The following is a 16740-nucleotide window of genomic DNA, read 5'->3' as shown; positions in this document are numbered from 1 at the left end:
GAAGCTGATAATTAGGTTTTTACTGTGAGTTTTTCATTAAAACATTAAAGTTTTTGTAGAAAAAAGCCCGTTTAGAGAATTAATTATTAAAGCTAAACTAGAAATAAAAGGGGGTTTTTACTTAAAATACTTAGTTTTTTAGATTAACGGTAGGGTATTTGTGTAAATTGTAGAAAACATGGTGTAAAATTTTATTTTTCAACTTTTTTTTACTAAATAATTATTAAATTATTTAAAAAACGTTAAAAGCAACGAGAATATTGTAATTCTTCTCGTTGCTTTTTTATGTTTAATTAATTGTCTTTAAGGCTTTTGAGAGCGATTTTACTCAGAAAAAATGATTTACCTTAAACTTCTTCATGTATTAAATCGCCTTGATTTCTAAAAACCAATTGCTCGTCAAAGGCATCCAGTAGAATAATACTGTCTGTAGTTACTTTTCCTGCTAGAATTTCTTTACTTAAAGCATTTAGTACTTCTTTTTGAATGACGCGTTTCACGGGTCTAGCACCATATTCAGGGTTGTATCCTTTGTCTGCTAAATAGTTGATGGCTTCAGCTGTCGCATCAAAGGTTATGCCTTGTGCTGCAATCATTTTAGTGATGCTTTTTAATTGTAAACCTACAATTTCAACGATGTTTTCTTTGCTTAATGGTGTAAACATTATGGTATCGTCAATTCGGTTTAGAAACTCTGGTCTTACTGTTTGTTTCAGTAAAGCCAGAACATCAACCTTAGCACCTTCAATAGCGGTTTGAATGTCTTTGACAGCTTCAAATCGTTCTTGAATAATCTGACTTCCCATATTAGAAGTCATAATAATAATGGTGTTTTTAAAATCTGCAATGCGTCCCTTATTATCTGTTAAATGGCCTTCATCTAATACTTGTAGTAGAATATTGAAGGTATCTGGATGCGCTTTTTCAATTTCATCCAAAAGTACCACAGAATAAGGTTTACGTCTAACGGCTTCGGTTAACTGTCCGCCTTCATCATAACCTACATATCCTGGAGGTGCACCTACTAAACGGCTTACAGCATGACGTTCTTGATATTCACTCATATCAATTCTGGTCATTGCATTTTCATCATCAAAAAGATATTCTGCCAACGCTTTGGCTAATTCAGTTTTACCAACACCTGTGGTTCCTAAAAATAGGAAGGTACCAATAGGTTTTTGTGGATTTTGTAAACCAGCACGACTTCTTCTTACGGCATCACTTACCGCTTCAATAGCTTCTTCTTGACCTACCACACGTATGTGTAACTCTTGTTCAAGTTTAAGTAGCTTTTCGCGTTCGCTTTGTAGCATTTTTGTCACGGGTATGCCAGTCCATTTAGCAACCACTTCAGCAATATCATCATAAGTCACTTCTTCTTTAATTAAAGAGTTTTCGGCGTGCTCTTGTAATTTTTGCTGATACGTTTCAAGCTGCTCTTGGGCTTCTTTTATCTTACCGTAACGTAATTCGGCTACTTTTCCGTAATCGCCTTCACGCTCGGCTTTTTCAGCTTCAAGCTTAAAGTTTTCAATATTTTGTTTGGTGTTTTGGATGTTGTCTACAACTTCCTTTTCACTTTTCCACTTGGCATTAATTTCATTTCTAGATTCCTTAAGATTGGCTAAATCGGCACGAAGTGATTTTAACTTTGTTTCATCTTTTTCACGTTTAATGGCTTCAATTTCAATCTCCAACTGCATGATTTTTCGATCTAACACATCTAATTCTTCAGGTTTAGAGTTGATTTCCATACGTAGTTTCGATGCCGCTTCATCCATTAAATCGATGGCTTTATCTGGAAGAAAACGGTTGGTGATGTATCTTGAAGACAATTCAACAGCGCCAATAATAGCCTCGTCTTTTATACGAACCTTATGGTGTGTTTCATATTTTTCTTTAATACCTCTTAAAATAGAAATAGCGCTTTCAGTGTCTGGCTCATCGACCATTACTTTTTGAAAACGACGCTCTAAAGCCTTGTCTTTTTCAAAGTATTTTTGGTATTCATCCAAGGTTGTTGCGCCAATAGCACGCAGTTCGCCACGGGCTAGGGCAGGCTTTAAAATATTAGCCGCATCCATAGCGCCTTGTCCGCCACCAGCACCCACCAGGGTGTGTATTTCGTCAATAAATAATACGATATCACCTTCACTAGTTGTTACCTCTTTAATAACGGCTTTTAGTCGTTCTTCAAATTCACCTTTATATTTAGCACCAGCAATTAATGCGCCCATGTCTAAGGCGAAAATTTGTTTGTCTTTAAGGTTTTCTGGGATGTCGCCATCAATAATTCTATGCGCTAACCCTTCGGCAATAGCTGTTTTTCCTGTTCCAGGTTCACCTACTAGGATGGGATTGTTTTTAGTTCTTCGCGATAAAATTTGAAGAATACGTCTAATTTCCTCATCACGACCAATAACTGGGTCTAATTTGCCGTCTTTGGCTAATTGATTTAAGTTTTTAGCGTATTTGTTTAACGAATTATAGGTGTCTTCCTGACTTTGAGAGGTGACATTTTCACCCTGACGTAATTCGTTAATGGCTGCTGTGAGACCTTTTTCGGTAACCCCTTGGTCCTTTAGCATTTGTGCAATTTTACTGTTCGATTTTAAAACAGCTAGAATTAAATGTTCTATAGAAACATAATCATCCTTCATTTTTTTAGCAATGATGGCTGCTTCATTTAAGGTTTTTCCAGCTTCACGAGACAACATGAGTTCGCCGCCCGATACTTTTGAAAAACTTTCAATTTGTTTGTCTAAAGCTTGTTCAAGAATGGAAACATTTACATTTAATTTTTTTAATAGAAACGGAAGTACGTTTTCGTCGACTTCAAAAATACCTTTAAAGAGGTGTTCGTTTTCAATTTGTTGATGCCCGTAGCCTTGCGCGATTTGTTGCGCTTGCTGAATGGCTTCTTGTGATTTTATGGTATAATTATTCAAGTTCATGATATATTTTTTTATTTCTTTAACTTCCGTGAAAACGGAAATCTTAATTATTTTACATTTACAAGCACATAAAGTCAATAATCTTACCAATAGGATTTGTCAGACAAAATGTCGGTTATTACTTGTTTTTGACTGACTTTTTGTCTTTTGTAAGGTTCGAAATAGATACCGACTTACTGTAAAATTAAAAATAATATTTCAATTTTCGCTTTCGCGGAATACTATAAATCTGTTGATTATGAGTTTATTAAATAAATTATTTGGTTCGTCTGAAGCAAAAGAGAAAAAGGAAGAAAAGGTATTACCATGGATTCCTTTAACCGAAGTGTCGCAATTAGAAACCATTAAAGAAAAATCGAATACAAAAACACAAGCTATTTTTAAGCACTCTACAACATGTGGTATTAGTAGAATGGTTATGAAGCAATTTGTAGCTGCTTACAATGTATCGGAAAGTGATTTGGATTTGTATTATTTAGATTTATTGAATTACCGAGACGTTTCAAATGAAACAGGTTATAAGTTTCAAGTGAGACACGAATCACCTCAATTATTAATCATAAAAAATGGCGAGGTTGTTAAGCATGATTCACATGGTTCGATTAATGCCATTGATTTGAGTGCGTTTATTTAATAGTGTAAACTTGAAACCAGATTATTTATTTGTTTATGGCACTTTATTAAAAGGTGTTAAAAATGACATGTCTAGATTTTTGGCGGCCCATGCGAAGTTTGTTGGTACGGGCAGTTTTCAAGGGAAACTTTATCAAGTGTCGTGGTTTCCAGGTGCTGTTGTTAGTTCAAATACTCAAGAAAAAGTCTATGGATCTGTTTTTAAAATAGATGATTTTGAAAATGTTTTTAAAGTTTTGGATGAATATGAAGGTATAGGTCCTGTTCCAAGCGCATCCGATTTGTTTAAGCGGGAAAGTGTTCAGGCTAGGTTAGATGATGGAACGCCAATTGAAACTTGGGTGTATCTTTATAACCGTTCTGTAAGTCATTTAAAATGGATTTCTTCTGGAGATTTTTTGAAGTTTTCTGAGGAGGGGGGTAAGCTGTTTTAATATGAAATAGCCATAATTTTGTGTTCAGTTTTGGTTTTAATGTGACATTTTTATGTAATATTATATCGTAAAAAAGATATTAAATGAGAAACAAATTACGCGTACTAGTTGAAGACAACACCTCTAAAAACGGAAAAATATTTGATTATTTTATTCAGGTTTTAATTCTTTTGTCCCTTATATCATTCGCTGTAGAAACTTTACCAAATAACTCAAAAAGCACCATTGCATTTATTGAAGGTTTCGAGATATTTTGTGTCCTTGTTTTTACTATAGAATATATTTTACGCATATATGTGGCTGAGCATAAATTGAAATATATTTTTAGTTTCTATGGGATTATTGATTTTCTCGCTATTTTTCCTTTTTACATTAGTAGGGTTTATGATTTACGGGCTTTGCGAGCGTTTCGTTTGTTTAGAATTTTTAGAGCCTTAAAGTTAATTCGTTATAACAAAGCGCTTAACCGATTTCATATAGCGGCCCGGATCGTAAAAGAAGAAGTTATTCTCTTTTTAATTGTAACTGGAATTTTTGTTTTTCTAGCTTCTGCAGGTATTTATTATTTTGAAAATGAAGCGCAACCCGAGGTGTTTTCTTCGGTGTTTCATAGTGCTTGGTGGGCTATTGTTACCTTAACAACAGTCGGGTATGGCGATGTTTATCCCATTACAGATGGTGGTAAAATATTCACCTTTTTTATTCTTATTATTGGTGTTGGTATTGTAACGATTCCTGCAGGATTGGTTGCCAGTGCTTTGTCTAAAGCGAGAGAGATTGAAGATGAGGAAATCCTTGAAAAATCTAAGCGTAAATAAAAAAACTATCATAAAAAAAGGTTATTTAAGTGCCTAACGGAATAGGGAACCTAAATAACCTCGAATTATTAGCCTAAAGAATGAATCTTTAGTGTATTACTTTTTCTTTTTATAAACAGGAAGCAGCTTTGTTGAAACTTCGCCAAAACCGATGCGTGTACCATCTTTTTCGCAAAATCCACGCATGATTACGGTGTCGTTATCATTGATATATTTTCTAGTGCTGCCATCCTTCATTTTTATAGGTTTTTCTCCATTTTTGGTGAGTTCAAGCATCGATCCGAAACTGTCTTCTGTTGGGCCAGAAATCGTGCCACTACCCATGAGGTCCCCAGAATTTATCGGGCAGCCGTTTATGGTGTGATGGGCTAATTGCTGTACCATATTCCAATACATGTATTTGAAATTGGATTTACTAACCACTGTTTCTTTAGCACCTTTTGGTTGAATAGCAACTTCTAAATTAATATCATAACTCTTTTTGCCTTCGTATTTTAGATATTCTAATTGTGGCTTAATTGGTTTCGGACTCTCAACCCGGTATGGCTCTAAAGCATCTAGGGTTACAATCCATGGTGATATTGAGGAGGCGAAATTTTTAGCTAAGAATGGTCCTAATGGAATGTATTCCCACTTTTGAATGTCTCTAGCGCTCCAGTCGTTAAATAATACCAATCCGAAAATGTATTCTTCAGCTTCTTTTATTGGAATCGGTTCTCCTAAATCATTAGCATCGGTCGTGATAAAGGCCATTTCTAATTCGAAATCTACCGCTTGACTCGGACCTAAAACAGGTTCTGTAGCGCCTTCCGGTAAGGTTTGTCCTTTTGGTCGGTGTACAGGAATTCCTGATGGAATAATAGAAGAGCTTCTACCGTGATAACCTATAGGAATGTGCAACCAATTAGGTAGTAACGCATGATCATGATCTCTGAACATTAAACCGACATTGGTAGCGTGTTCCATGCTTGAGTAGAAATCGGTGTAATCGCCAATTTGAACGGGCAATTGCATTTCAATTTCATCCAACCTAAACAGGATGGTTTCCTTATGTTTTGTATTGTTTTTTAACGTGTCGTTGTCTGCATCAAAAATTTGAGAAATTCGATTTCTAACGGCACGCCATGTTTTTCTGCCGTCGGCAATAAAATCATTTAATGAATCTTGAAGAAAAATATCATCGGTTAATGGGATGCCTTCAAAATAACCTAATTGATGAAGCGCTCCCAAGTCTATAGCGGTATCACCAATTCGAGTACCTATAGTTATAATGTCGTCTCGTGTTAAGAATACACCAAACGGAATATTTTGAATAGGAAAATCTGAATTTTTATCGACGTGTAACCACGATTTTCTATCTGGATTGTTAGCTGATAGTGGCATAACTTATATTTTAAGAGTTATTGTATTCTTATCAAACCTACACATTTTTTTTATTTTAAAAGGAAAAATCGAATAAAATATAAGTAAGCTTTAACAGTTAACAAAATGGTTAAAAACTTACAAGTTAATATTCTTTTTTTAATGCTTTTAACTAATCAATTTCCTATTTTTGCGCCATATTTAATCAGAATTTAATTTTATGCAACGCGACGAACAAATTTTTGAACTCATTGAAGCTGAAAAAGAACGCCAATTACATGGTATTGAACTAATTGCATCAGAAAACTTTGTAAGCCCACAAGTTATGGAAGCTGCAGGATCTGTGCTTACTAATAAATACGCCGAAGGTTACCCTGGAAAGCGTTACTATGGTGGCTGTGAGGTTGTTGATGAAGTAGAACAAATTGCGATTGATAGAGCAAAAGCATTATTTGGAGCTGAATACGTTAACGTACAACCACACTCCGGAAGCCAGGCTAATACAGCGGTATATCACGCTTGTTTAACGCCAGGTGATAAAATTTTAGGTTTTGATTTATCTCATGGTGGACACCTTACTCATGGTTCGCCAGTAAACTTTTCTGGAAAACTTTATAACCCTGTATTCTACGGTGTAGAACAAGAAACTGGGGTTTTAAACTATGATAAAATTCAAGAAATCGCGACTAAAGAGCAACCAAAATTAATTATTGCTGGTGCCTCTGCTTATTCTCGTGATATCGATTTTAAACGTTTTAGAGTTATAGCTGATAGCGTTGGAGCAATTTTAATGGCTGATATTTCACACCCAGCTGGTCTTATTGCTAAAGGTATTTTAAACGATCCGTTACCTCACTGTCACGTTGTAACGACGACTACACACAAGACCTTAAGAGGTCCTAGAGGTGGTATGATTATGATGGGGCAAGATTTTGATAACCCATTTGGTATCAAACTTAAAAATGGAAGCTTACGTAAAATGTCTTCTTTATTAGATTCTGCCGTTTTCCCTGGAAACCAAGGTGGACCATTAGAGCATATTATTGCTGCTAAAGCGATTGCTTTTGGTGAGGCTTTAACCGACGATTTTTTACATTATCAATTACAAGTGAAGCAAAATGCAGCGACTATGGCCGATGCATTGGTTGCTAAAGGATATAACATCATTTCTGATGGTACCGATAACCACTGTATGTTAATTGATTTACGTAACAAAAACTTATCGGGGAAAGATGCTGAACAAGCTCTAGTAAAAGCTGATATTACCGTGAATAAAAACATGGTGCCTTTTGATGATAAATCACCATTTGTTACTTCTGGTATCCGTTTAGGTGTTGCTGCTGTAACAACGCGTGGATTGAAAGAGGATGATATGTTGGCTATTGTTGAATTACTTGATGAAGTAATCACAAACTTTGAAGATGAAACCGTATTAGAAGCGGTTAAAGTAAAAGTAAACGACATGATGAAAGGGAAGCCTTTGTTCGTGTAATTTAATTTTAATAAATCCTGAAAAATCCTGTTCAATTACTTTGAGCAGGATTTTTTGTTTTTTGTAAAGTTCAGTTGTTTATACGTTGAGAATGTTCCTTCTAGTAAATTCATTGGTAGACATTTTATTTGCCTACAGATTTAATGAAATTTTCAATAATGAAATCATTAGATGCTGTCGAAATCGTGTGTGCATGTCCAAGATAATTCATGCCTAGATATGTTGCAGTAGATTGAAATGGGAGCCAAAAATGCTCACCAAGGTTTTCGCCATGAGAACTACTTATAACGGCCATATTTTTACCGCGTAGTTTTCTTCCAAGTTCTTTTTCTATGGTTATTAAGTCAGTTAACCGATCGAAAAATACTTTCATGATGCCACTCATAGCATACCAATAAACGGGCGTAGCAAAAACGATTGTGTCGTAGTTATCAAGGAGTTCTCGAATTAAATTCAGATAATCATCGCCTTGACTAGCATGGTCGTAGTCGAAGTAACCAATATTATAATCATTAAGATTAATAAGATCCCAATTGGTGTTTTTTACAAGTTGATTTGTTAGAGCATTCGTATGGCCATCGTTTCTAGAGCTTCCTGAAATAATTACGGTTTTCATGGTTTACAAAACAAACGATTCTTATGTATTAATGCTTTTATTAAGGTGCTTTTGGAGCGTCATTATATATGATTCGCTTCATGTTAATCTTCATCAAAAGTAATGTGCTGATAAGCTCCTAAATCTGGAGAAGCAAGTCTGCTCACATTTAAAATATCGGTTGGTACTCGTAGGGCATAGCCTATGTCGCCTTGGTCGTTGGCCGCCGATTTATCACCAATAATGAGCTCATTTAAAAACGGATCTTTAAAGTCTGGATCGTTGTTTAAAATCACATTAACGTAGTGGTCGGAATTGGTGAAATCGTAATTCGGTCCGTCATAGCTGTCGTTATAATCATCAAAACGAATTAGACAGTTTGTAAATTTAAAATTGAATGCGACTTGATCAGCTTCGACTTCATCTGCTAAAATTTCTATATTTTCATCGCCGTATATGATACAATTGCTAAAATTAGCTTCGGTTAAATCGGTAACAATCACATTATCGTCTTCATCTACAGTGTAATTATTTAATAGTAAAGATGGAAATTGTCTGAAGCTGCTATCCCAATAGTTTGCAATGGTGCAATGAATAAAATTATATTTTCCACCAATAACACCAGCAAAAGAAGAGAGTCCGGAATTATTTATAACCACATTTTCAGCATTAATAGAGCTATTTCTTCCTAGTATGCCGTAGCTGCTGGAATTATAAATTTTACTGTTTGAAATGCTTAGTTTGTCTGGTGCTCCTAAAGGATTTCCATCGCTAATAATTCCTGCCGTTGCGTTTTTTATGGTGGTGTAATTTATAATGTTATTTACGCTTCCTTCGAAAAGCCAAATGGCACTCCATTGTCCCGGAATATCGGAAAACCCTGGTTCTAAACGATCACTTTCAAAAATAACTTCGTTTTCTAGTTTGTCTTGATCACTACTAAATTCACCATTTACATGAATAGAGGCGCCGTTGAGTACTAAAATCCCTGAATTTTCATGAAAGTGAATGCGTGATCCGGCCTCAATGCTTAAAGTTTCTTGTTCTGGAACTGCAGCAAAGCCATAGATTACATATGGTTTTTCGTTTGTAAAAGTGAGTTCAGATGGTAAAAGTTCACGACCTTCTATATCGGTTTCAACGGCTTCACCATTAATATTTATGGTTAAAGTTTCTATAACCTTAGTGGTGTCATCTCGATTAGGATATATAAATACAGCGTCCTGAACCAGAGTTACTAACTCGACGGTTTGAAGGTTAGCATCGGTGTCAAATTCAATTTGATCGGTGTATAAAAAAGTGCCGTCTAAACTTGGTAAGGTGTTGATATCTATGGTCGATTCTACAAAGATAAATATACTGTCGTTGGCTTGAATTTCTATATTTTCGAAGGTTTTTCCAGGAATTCCATCAACACTTAAACGATAATTAGACGCTTCACCTAAAGCCAAACGCACGGAAGGAATAGAAATATCCTGATCACTTCTGTTATAAACTTTTAAATTATAGGTGCTCGATCCTATATCGGTGAAAACGGTATCTAAATAAACGGTATCCTTTGAAAAATGAAGACTTCCGGTACTTGGTGAAAATTCAAAATCTTTACGGCATGAGCTCCAAAGCATTAAAAAAGTTAGGGTAAGAAAAAAATATAAATAGCGTTTCATGAAAGGCTTGTGTTTTTGGATGGCTAAAAATATAACTTTTGAAGCTAGAATTTAGTATTTAATGCTGTAAAATAACCGAGGCTGTCTTAAAAAGCTAATGAATTCCCAGTTTGTCAGGTTGAGCTTGTCGAAACCTATTATGATCATAGGAGAGTTGGGATATTTCGACAGGCTCAATATGACAAAGTCTTCGCTTTTTAGACAGCCTCTTTAGAATTTATAACGTAACTTAATTAGATTATCAAAGTAAATCACGTAGCATTTTTACAGCCGATTCAGCAGTAATATCGCGTTGTGGCGAACCAAACATTTCGTAACCTACCATGAATTTTTTAACGGTAGCACTTCTTAAAAGTGGCGGATAAAAACTCATGTGCCAATGCCAATGTTTGTTTTCATTTCCATCGGTTGGCGCTTGGTGAATTCCACTAGAGTAGGGGAACGAGGTGTTGAATAATTTATCATATGCTTTAGTAATTACCGAAATGGCTTCAGCATATTGTAACGCTTGTTCGGCGCTCATATCCAAAATATTTGCTTGATGTTTTTTAGGAACAATCATGGTTTCAAACGGCCAAACGGCCCAAAACGGAACTAAAACTACAAATTCATCATTTTCAAAAATGATACGCTCTTGTTTTTCTAATTCTTGTGCTAAATAATCGCCTAATAAACTGCTGTTATTTTTGTTGAAGTAATTAAGTTGCTGGGTGTTTTTTTTGTCAACTTCGTTTGGAAGCGTAGACTGACTCCAGATTTGTCCGTGAGGATGCGGATTACTGCATCCCATTACAGCGCCTTTGTTTTCAAAAATCTGTACGTAATTAATGTCTGAGTTTTCTGCTAGATCTTTAAATTCTTTTTGCCAAGTGAAAACTACTTTTTCAATCTCTTTAGGCGTCATATCGGCCAAACTTTTAGAATGGTCTGGACTAAAACATACCACTTTGCAAATGCCTGTTTCACTCTGTGCAACTAAAAGCCCGTCGTTTACAGCAAAAGTTTTGGAATCTTTTTGTAATGCTGCAAAGTCGTTTGTAAATACAAAAGCATCGGTGTATTTAGGGTTAACTTCACCATTAATTCGCGTGTTTCCAGCACATAAATAACAGGTTTCATCGTAGCTAGGACGTTTTTCGTTTGAAACCGCTTCATTTTGTCCTTGCCATGGGCGTTTGGCGCGATGCGGAGAAACTAAAACCCATTCTCCCGTTAGGATATTGTATCGTTTGTGTGAGTAGTCTTGTAAGTTAGTGTTTGTCATTGTTAAAGGAATTTTTTAGTTAACCAGATGTGTGCCTTCTGCGAGTTCAATAAAATAAACAGAACAGTCTTTGTTAAATGCTTTTTTGTAGGCTTTTGAAGCGTGTTCTGCAAAGGCTTTGGCTTCAGATTTTGCAATTAAATTAATGGTACAGCCGCCAAATCCGCCACCCATCATTCTAGCACCTAAAACATGAGGGTTAAATTTAGCTTGGTTTACAAGAAAATCTAATTCCTCACAGCTTACTTTGTATTGGTGTTGCAGCCCTTGGTGAGAGTCGTAAATTAAGGCGCCTAAAGTTTCTAAATCGTTATCCTTAATAGCTTCAGCAGCTTTTTGTGTACGTTCATTTTCTTGAATTACAAATAAAGCTTTTTGGTAGTTCTCTGGTGTTACTTGATCTTTTATAGTTTCTAAATCTTGTTCGGTAGCATCTCGAAGAGCCTTGATATTTAATAATTTTGAAATGCTTTCGCAAGCAGAACGGCGGTCATTGTAAGCGCTATCAGATAAACTATGCTTCACATTAGTATTAATAAGCATAAGCTGATGATCTTTAAAATCAATTTTATAAGGTTTCGCTTCAATACTTCGGCAATCTAAATGAAGGGCGTGATCTTTAACTCCAAACATGCTCGCGTATTGATCCATGATTCCGCAGTTAACCCCCGCATAATTGTGTTCCGCTTTCTGTGAAATATAAATCATGTCTTCCTTAGAAAGGCCTAATTTGAAAAGTTCATTAAGTCCGAAAACCACCGAATTTTCCAAAGCCGCCGATGAAGACATGCCTGCTCCTCCAGGGATATCACCTTTAAAAACAATATTAAAGTTACCTACCGTTTTATTTCTATTTTGAATTTCGGCAACAACACCAAGCGCATAATTTTGCCAATGTCCTTCTGTAGAAGGTTTTATTTTATCGAGCTCAAATTCTATTTTACTCTTTTTATCAAGCGCGTAGGCGGTAGATATGTTTGAGTCACTTTTTTCAATAGCTGCTGCAATACCTTTGTTTACGGCTGCCGGAAAAACAAAACCATCATTATAATCGGTGTGCTCACCAATAATATTGATACGTCCTGGAGAAAAAATAAGAAGAGGTTCTTTGTTAAACGTGTCGATGTAAACCTTTTTAACATCATTAATTAGTGCTGTGCTCATTTTAGTAGACTTTTAATTAAGATTTAGTTGTAAACTCCAGCTGATGCTGAATTGGTTGTTGGGTTCTAGAACTTGAAGTCCTATTTTATTGTTAAAGCTATCGGATACACCAGTTGTAGGTTCGATAGCAATGATGTTTTCAAATGGAGGGGTGTAGGCTTGCATAAAGTTATTGTCGCCATCAGAAGCTATTTTTAACTCGTAACCAGGTGTTTTAAAATTCACATCTCCAGAGTTTAAAACCCAGCAATCATCGAGTTGTTGGTGTTTTAATTTGAAGTTTTTAATAGGTTGAATGGTTTCAACGCCTGTGCCTATATTGCGTTCGCCGATTATAATTTTTTTGGTACTATCAAATTGTAGAACACTTTGGTCTAAATCTTCGCAAACAAAGTATGGATGCCAGCCAACCGTAAACGGAAAGGATTTTGAACTGGTGTTTTTTACTGAAAATTCTAAGCTTAAGCCTTGATTGCTAATCGTGTACTTTAGCTTGATTTGGTAGGTGTAAGGAAAACCATTTGACTCATTCTCTTCTTTAAACTTTAAGACGACCGAAGCTTTATGTTTTGAAACTTCAGTATCGCTTATATCAAAGCGTTTGTTATAGATCAATCCATGAAGTGCGTTATTTTCTTGCTTTTGATTGATATCGAATTGATAGTCTTGGTCGTTAAAGGTGTATTGCCCATCTTTTATTCTGTTCGCAAAAGGAAAAAGAATCGCCGAGGCATACGTGTTTTCATAAATTAGTGGTCTTAAATTCTGAATGATTTGTTGACCGTTTAATGTTAATTCTTGTAAGGATGCACCTTGATTTAGGTGAATTTTAGCATACGTTTTAGAAGTTGAATCTTCAATCTCTAAAATCTGTTCTTCTGGATGATGATTTATATTATACACAATAATGTGGTTTTATAATGAATGTCTAATGAATATGTTATGTGGGTTTTTAACTTGAGTATGTTCGTTGTTTAGAATCATTTTTGCCAAACGTTTCCCCATGTATTTAAAATCTGTTGAAATTGTGGTAATACCTCCTTCAACAACCTCTTTTAGGAGGGTTTCGTTATATGAAATCACGCCAATATCTTTAGAGATCGCGAGGTTTTCATTTTTCAAAACTTTAATGATATTTAATAAACTCCTGTCGTCTGGTGTGATGTATAAATCGCCTTTTTTTAGAGTTTCAGGCTCAAAAACGGCGGTAATTTGGTAGGGTATCTCGTTTTGCTTACAAAACTTCACGAAGCCCTTTTTCATACCAGAAGGTTGTTTTTTGGGGTCGAAAACCAAAACGAATTGTTTGTATTTTTTTATGAGATCCTTCACTTTACTCAGACTAGAAAAAATATCTTTTTCAAAATCCTGATAAATCGCAGCGTAATCTTTGAGGTCGTTATGAAGCTGATCTAATATGAAAACTTTGTCTTTAGGCAACACGTTAATAACTTTTGATGTGCTTTTTAGTAGCCCAGGCATGATGATGTAGTAATGATAGTCATCAAGATGTTCGTTAATCAATTTACTAAAGGTATTTTCGTTAAAATGATGAAAGAAAATATCAACTTGAATGTTTTTGCCTAATTCTGTAAGGAAAGTATTGTACAAATCTTCCTTAAAACTGTTTAATTCATCAAAAAGTAAAAATACTTTTTGTTGAATATGGACATGTTCACTAGCAACAAAATAGCCCTTACCAACAACTGACTGAATAATGCCTCGGTTTTTTAAATCGTTATAAGCCATCAAAACTGTGTCGCGAGAAAGTTTGTGGGTTTCTTTAATGCTATTAATGGAAGGTAATTGCATACCAAGGGTTAAATCTCCATTAGAAATAGCCTGTTCTACAGCTAAAATGATTTGCTTGTACTTAGGTGTTCCTGTATTTGTTTTTATTTCTATCATAATGTGAAACAAAGATATGAAAAAATATTTTATACCTACCACACCCTACCAGTAGGTTATTTGAAGATTGTTCTAATTTAGTTGTAAATAAATTTTATATTTGCTTTTCAACTTAACTAAAAAACTAACTTATTATGACAGCAGGTTTCGATTTCTGGGATTATGTAGTATTTGTAGCTTACGCCATTTTGATACTAGGCGTAGGTTTATGGGTCTCCCGAGATAAAAAAGGCCACCAAAAGAACGCCGAAGATTATTTTCTAGCAAGTAAATCACTACCATGGTGGGCTATTGGAACATCACTAATTGCAGCTAATATTTCTGCAGAACAATTTATTGGGATGTCTGGCTCTGGGTTTGCCCTAGGTATTGCCATTGCATCTTATGAGTGGATGGCAGCATTAACACTAATTATTGTAGGTAAGTATTTCTTACCTATTTTTATTGAAAAGGGACTGTATACCATTCCTGAATTTGTTGAGAAACGTTTTTCAACAAACCTTAAAACCATCTTAGCCGTTTTTTGGTTAGGACTTTACATTTTCGTGAACTTGGCTTCGGTACTCTACTTAGGGGGATTAGCTATTGAAACAATAATGGGTGTAGATATGATGTATGCCATAATTGGACTGGCTTTGTTTGCAGCAGCATACTCTTTGTATGGTGGTTTATCGGCTGTAGCTTGGACCGATGTTATTCAAGTGGTGTTTTTAGTATTGGGTGGTTTAATTACAACTTACCTGGCTTTAAATACAGTTTCTGGAGGTGAAGGCGTTATACAAGGTTTTGCTAAAGTATGGGAAGCCGCACCAGAGAAATTTCATATGATTCTTGATGAAACAAATGATAATTACAACAATTTACCGGGTATTTGGGTATTAGTTGGCGGACTATGGGTCGCGAATTTATACTACTGGGGATTCAATCAGTATATTATACAACGTACCTTGGCGGCAAAATCATTACGAGAGTCTCAAAAGGGTATTTTATTAGCAGCCTTTTTAAAGCTAGTTATTCCTTTAATCGTAGTTATACCAGGTATTGCTGCATATGTAATGGTTAATGATCCTGCTATTATGGCTAATTTAGGTGAAGTAGGGCAGTTGAATGTGCCTTCTGCAGCTCAAGCCGATAAAGCATACCCGTGGTTACTTCAGTTCTTACCAGTTGGATTAAAAGGTGTGGCCTTTGCTGCTTTAGCCGCTGCGGTAGTGTCCTCGTTGGCATCGATGCTAAATTCGACGTCTACCATTTTTACCATGGATATTTATAAACAATATATCAATAAGAATGCTACCGATAAAGCGACTGTTAATGTTGGTCGTATCTCAGGAGCAGTAGCTTTACTAATCGCTGTTATTGTTGCTCCACTATTAGGGGGAATTGATCAAGCTTTTCAATTCATTCAAGAATATACAGGAATTGTGAGTCCAGGAATTTTAGCGGTATTCTTACTAGGTTTATTCTGGAAGAAAACAACTAATAATGCTGCGATCTGGGGTGCTGTAGCATCCATTCCAATTGCATTAGCTTTAAAGTTTTTACCTATCCCAATATTTGAGCCTTGGATGCACCAAATGGGAATCACGGCCTTACTTACCATGGCAATAATTATGATATTAAGTCATCTTCAAAATAAAGGTGCTGATGATCCTAAAGGTATTGAATTGTCTAAGGAGTTGTTTAAAACATCGCCAACATTCAATATTGGATCTTTCGTAGTATGTATTTTACTTACTGTGCTTTATGCCTTATTTTGGTAGAAATAAATAAATGAAAAACAACAAAAGCATCATAATTATGATGCTTTTGTTGTTTAAGGCACTTTCTAAAGTTCAGTAAATCAAGGTGTTTTTTATAATTTATAATTTTAGTAAAAATTAAGAAGATTTCTTTTGGTTACATTTAAAGTTAATTTATATATTTGCACACCGGAAATCAAAAATGATTTTCTTGAGGGCTCTTAGCTCAGCTGGATAGAGCACCTCCCTTCTAAGGAGGCGGTCGCAGGTTCGAATCCTGCAGGGCTCACAAAAAGCTTCACTAGCAATAGTGGAGCTTTTTTGTTTTAAAGAATTATGTGTTATACTTATATTTTATAATCAGAAAGCGGATCAGTAACAAAAGTTGGGTGCTAGGCAACAATTGGGATCAATCCCAATTGTTGTGTTTATGCAAAAATTGTAGTTAATCTAAATAGGAAGGATTCTTTATTTTTGACTCCTCTAAATTGACTTCTAAAAGCTTTAATTTCTGACTGCAGGTTAGCTTTAAAAGGGATTAGAAACAAAAGTTAGTTTAGCCCATGGTAAAGGTACCACCTTTTACAAACACAAAGTTGTGTTTAGCTGTTTCCATAATGCGTTGTTGCTCTGGTGTTGCTTTTTTAGGTTGTGCATTACAACTTAAAAAAAACAAGTAACAGAGTGCTATAAAGTGTTTTAAGGTT

13 protein-coding genes and 1 tRNA gene are annotated in these 16740 nt (G+C 35.3%); 6 read left to right on the top strand and 8 right to left on the bottom strand.

What is annotated here, in order from left to right; translation table 11 throughout:
• Window positions 1-347 precede the first annotated feature (347 nt).
• Complete coding sequence (gene clpB, locus A6I66_RS14560) at window positions 348-2954, bottom strand: ATP-dependent chaperone ClpB (protein ID WP_067150975.1); 2607 nt, start codon at window positions 2952-2954, stop codon at window positions 348-350.
• 238 nt (window positions 2955-3192) lie between these two features.
• On the opposite strand from clpB, the gene ytxJ reads away from it, so the two are divergent.
• The 3 genes from ytxJ to A6I66_RS14545 all read left to right on the top strand — a co-directional run bounded on the left by ytxJ (window position 3193) and on the right by A6I66_RS14545 (window position 4839).
• Entirely contained in the window at window positions 3193-3588 is a 396-nt protein-coding gene (gene ytxJ, locus A6I66_RS14555; protein WP_067150972.1) for a bacillithiol system redox-active protein YtxJ, read from the top strand.
• Between the two features lie 10 nt (window positions 3589-3598).
• Window positions 3599-4021, top strand: coding sequence for a gamma-glutamylcyclotransferase family protein (locus A6I66_RS14550; protein WP_157614226.1), 423 nt, complete (start codon window positions 3599-3601; stop codon window positions 4019-4021).
• Between the two features lie 83 nt (window positions 4022-4104).
• The gene (locus A6I66_RS14545) at window positions 4105-4839 is read left to right on the top strand and encodes an ion transporter (protein ID WP_067150967.1); all 735 of its coding nucleotides are present in this window, start codon (window positions 4105-4107) and stop codon (window positions 4837-4839) included.
• A gap of 96 nt (window positions 4840-4935) precedes the next feature.
• Here A6I66_RS14545 and fahA read toward each other — a convergent pair whose 3' ends face one another.
• The gene (fahA, locus tag A6I66_RS14540; RefSeq protein ID WP_067150964.1) at window positions 4936-6222 is read right to left on the bottom strand and encodes a fumarylacetoacetase; all 1287 of its coding nucleotides are present in this window, start codon (window positions 6220-6222) and stop codon (window positions 4936-4938) included.
• Between the two features lie 199 nt (window positions 6223-6421).
• On the opposite strand from fahA, the gene glyA reads away from it, so the two are divergent.
• Window positions 6422-7693: a serine hydroxymethyltransferase gene (gene glyA / locus A6I66_RS14535; RefSeq protein WP_067150961.1), complete on the top strand. Its 1272-nt coding sequence runs from the start codon at window positions 6422-6424 to the stop codon at window positions 7691-7693.
• A gap of 124 nt (window positions 7694-7817) precedes the next feature.
• Here glyA and A6I66_RS14530 read toward each other — a convergent pair whose 3' ends face one another.
• The 6 genes from A6I66_RS14530 to A6I66_RS14505 all read right to left on the bottom strand — a co-directional run bounded on the left by A6I66_RS14530 (window position 7818) and on the right by A6I66_RS14505 (window position 14291).
• Window positions 7818-8309, bottom strand: a complete 492-nt coding sequence (locus A6I66_RS14530; protein ID WP_067150957.1) for a flavodoxin family protein — start codon at window positions 8307-8309, stop codon at window positions 7818-7820.
• 83 nt (window positions 8310-8392) lie between these two features.
• The gene (locus A6I66_RS14525) at window positions 8393-9955 is read right to left on the bottom strand and encodes a hypothetical protein (protein ID WP_067150954.1); all 1563 of its coding nucleotides are present in this window, start codon (window positions 9953-9955) and stop codon (window positions 8393-8395) included.
• Between the two features lie 241 nt (window positions 9956-10196).
• Window positions 10197-11219, bottom strand: a complete 1023-nt coding sequence (locus A6I66_RS14520; protein ID WP_067150950.1) for a UDP-glucose--hexose-1-phosphate uridylyltransferase — start codon at window positions 11217-11219, stop codon at window positions 10197-10199.
• A 15-nt stretch (window positions 11220-11234) separates the two neighbouring features.
• A complete protein-coding gene (gene galK / locus A6I66_RS14515; RefSeq protein ID WP_067150946.1) occupies window positions 11235-12383 on the bottom strand; it encodes a galactokinase in 1149 nt (382 codons plus the stop codon).
• A gap of 12 nt (window positions 12384-12395) precedes the next feature.
• A complete protein-coding gene (locus A6I66_RS14510) occupies window positions 12396-13286 on the bottom strand; it encodes an aldose 1-epimerase (protein ID WP_169815740.1) in 891 nt (296 codons plus the stop codon).
• Between the two features lie 12 nt (window positions 13287-13298).
• Complete coding sequence (locus A6I66_RS14505) at window positions 13299-14291, bottom strand: GntR family transcriptional regulator (RefSeq protein WP_067150939.1); 993 nt, start codon at window positions 14289-14291, stop codon at window positions 13299-13301.
• Window positions 14292-14425: 134 nt separating this feature from the next.
• Between A6I66_RS14505 and A6I66_RS14500 the strand changes: the two genes are divergently transcribed.
• The gene (locus tag A6I66_RS14500; protein WP_067150936.1) at window positions 14426-16054 is read left to right on the top strand and encodes a sodium/sugar symporter; all 1629 of its coding nucleotides are present in this window, start codon (window positions 14426-14428) and stop codon (window positions 16052-16054) included.
• 194 nt (window positions 16055-16248) lie between these two features.
• A tRNA-Arg gene (locus A6I66_RS14495) sits at window positions 16249-16322 on the top strand.
• The last annotated feature ends 418 nt before the right edge of the window (window positions 16323-16740 follow it).

The organism is Pseudotamlana agarivorans, from assembly GCF_001642835.1.
Lineage (GTDB): Bacteria > Bacteroidota > Bacteroidia > Flavobacteriales > Flavobacteriaceae > Pseudotamlana > Pseudotamlana agarivorans.
This window is presented reverse-complemented; position numbering and strand designations above follow the sequence as displayed.

Bases quoted from the DNA above. Each gene is read 5' to 3' on its own strand.
- clpB (WP_067150975.1), bottom strand. From the start codon at position 2,954: ATGAACTTGAATAATTATACCATAAAATCACAAGAAGCCATTCAGCAA.
- ytxJ (WP_067150972.1), top strand. From the start codon at position 3,193: ATGAGTTTATTAAATAAATTATTTGGTTCGTCTGAAGCAAAAGAGAAA.
- A6I66_RS14545 (WP_067150967.1), top strand. From the start codon at position 4,105: ATGAGAAACAAATTACGCGTACTAGTTGAAGACAACACCTCTAAAAAC.
- fahA (WP_067150964.1), bottom strand. From the start codon at position 6,222: ATGCCACTATCAGCTAACAATCCAGATAGAAAATCGTGGTTACACGTC.
- glyA (WP_067150961.1), top strand. From the start codon at position 6,422: ATGCAACGCGACGAACAAATTTTTGAACTCATTGAAGCTGAAAAAGAA.
- A6I66_RS14530 (WP_067150957.1), bottom strand. From the start codon at position 8,309: ATGAAAACCGTAATTATTTCAGGAAGCTCTAGAAACGATGGCCATACG.
- A6I66_RS14525 (WP_067150954.1), bottom strand. From the start codon at position 9,955: ATGAAACGCTATTTATATTTTTTTCTTACCCTAACTTTTTTAATGCTT.
- A6I66_RS14520 (WP_067150950.1), bottom strand. From the start codon at position 11,219: ATGACAAACACTAACTTACAAGACTACTCACACAAACGATACAATATC.
- galK (WP_067150946.1), bottom strand. From the start codon at position 12,383: ATGAGCACAGCACTAATTAATGATGTTAAAAAGGTTTACATCGACACG.
- A6I66_RS14505 (WP_067150939.1), bottom strand. From the start codon at position 14,291: ATGATAGAAATAAAAACAAATACAGGAACACCTAAGTACAAGCAAATC.
- A6I66_RS14500 (WP_067150936.1), top strand. From the start codon at position 14,426: ATGACAGCAGGTTTCGATTTCTGGGATTATGTAGTATTTGTAGCTTAC.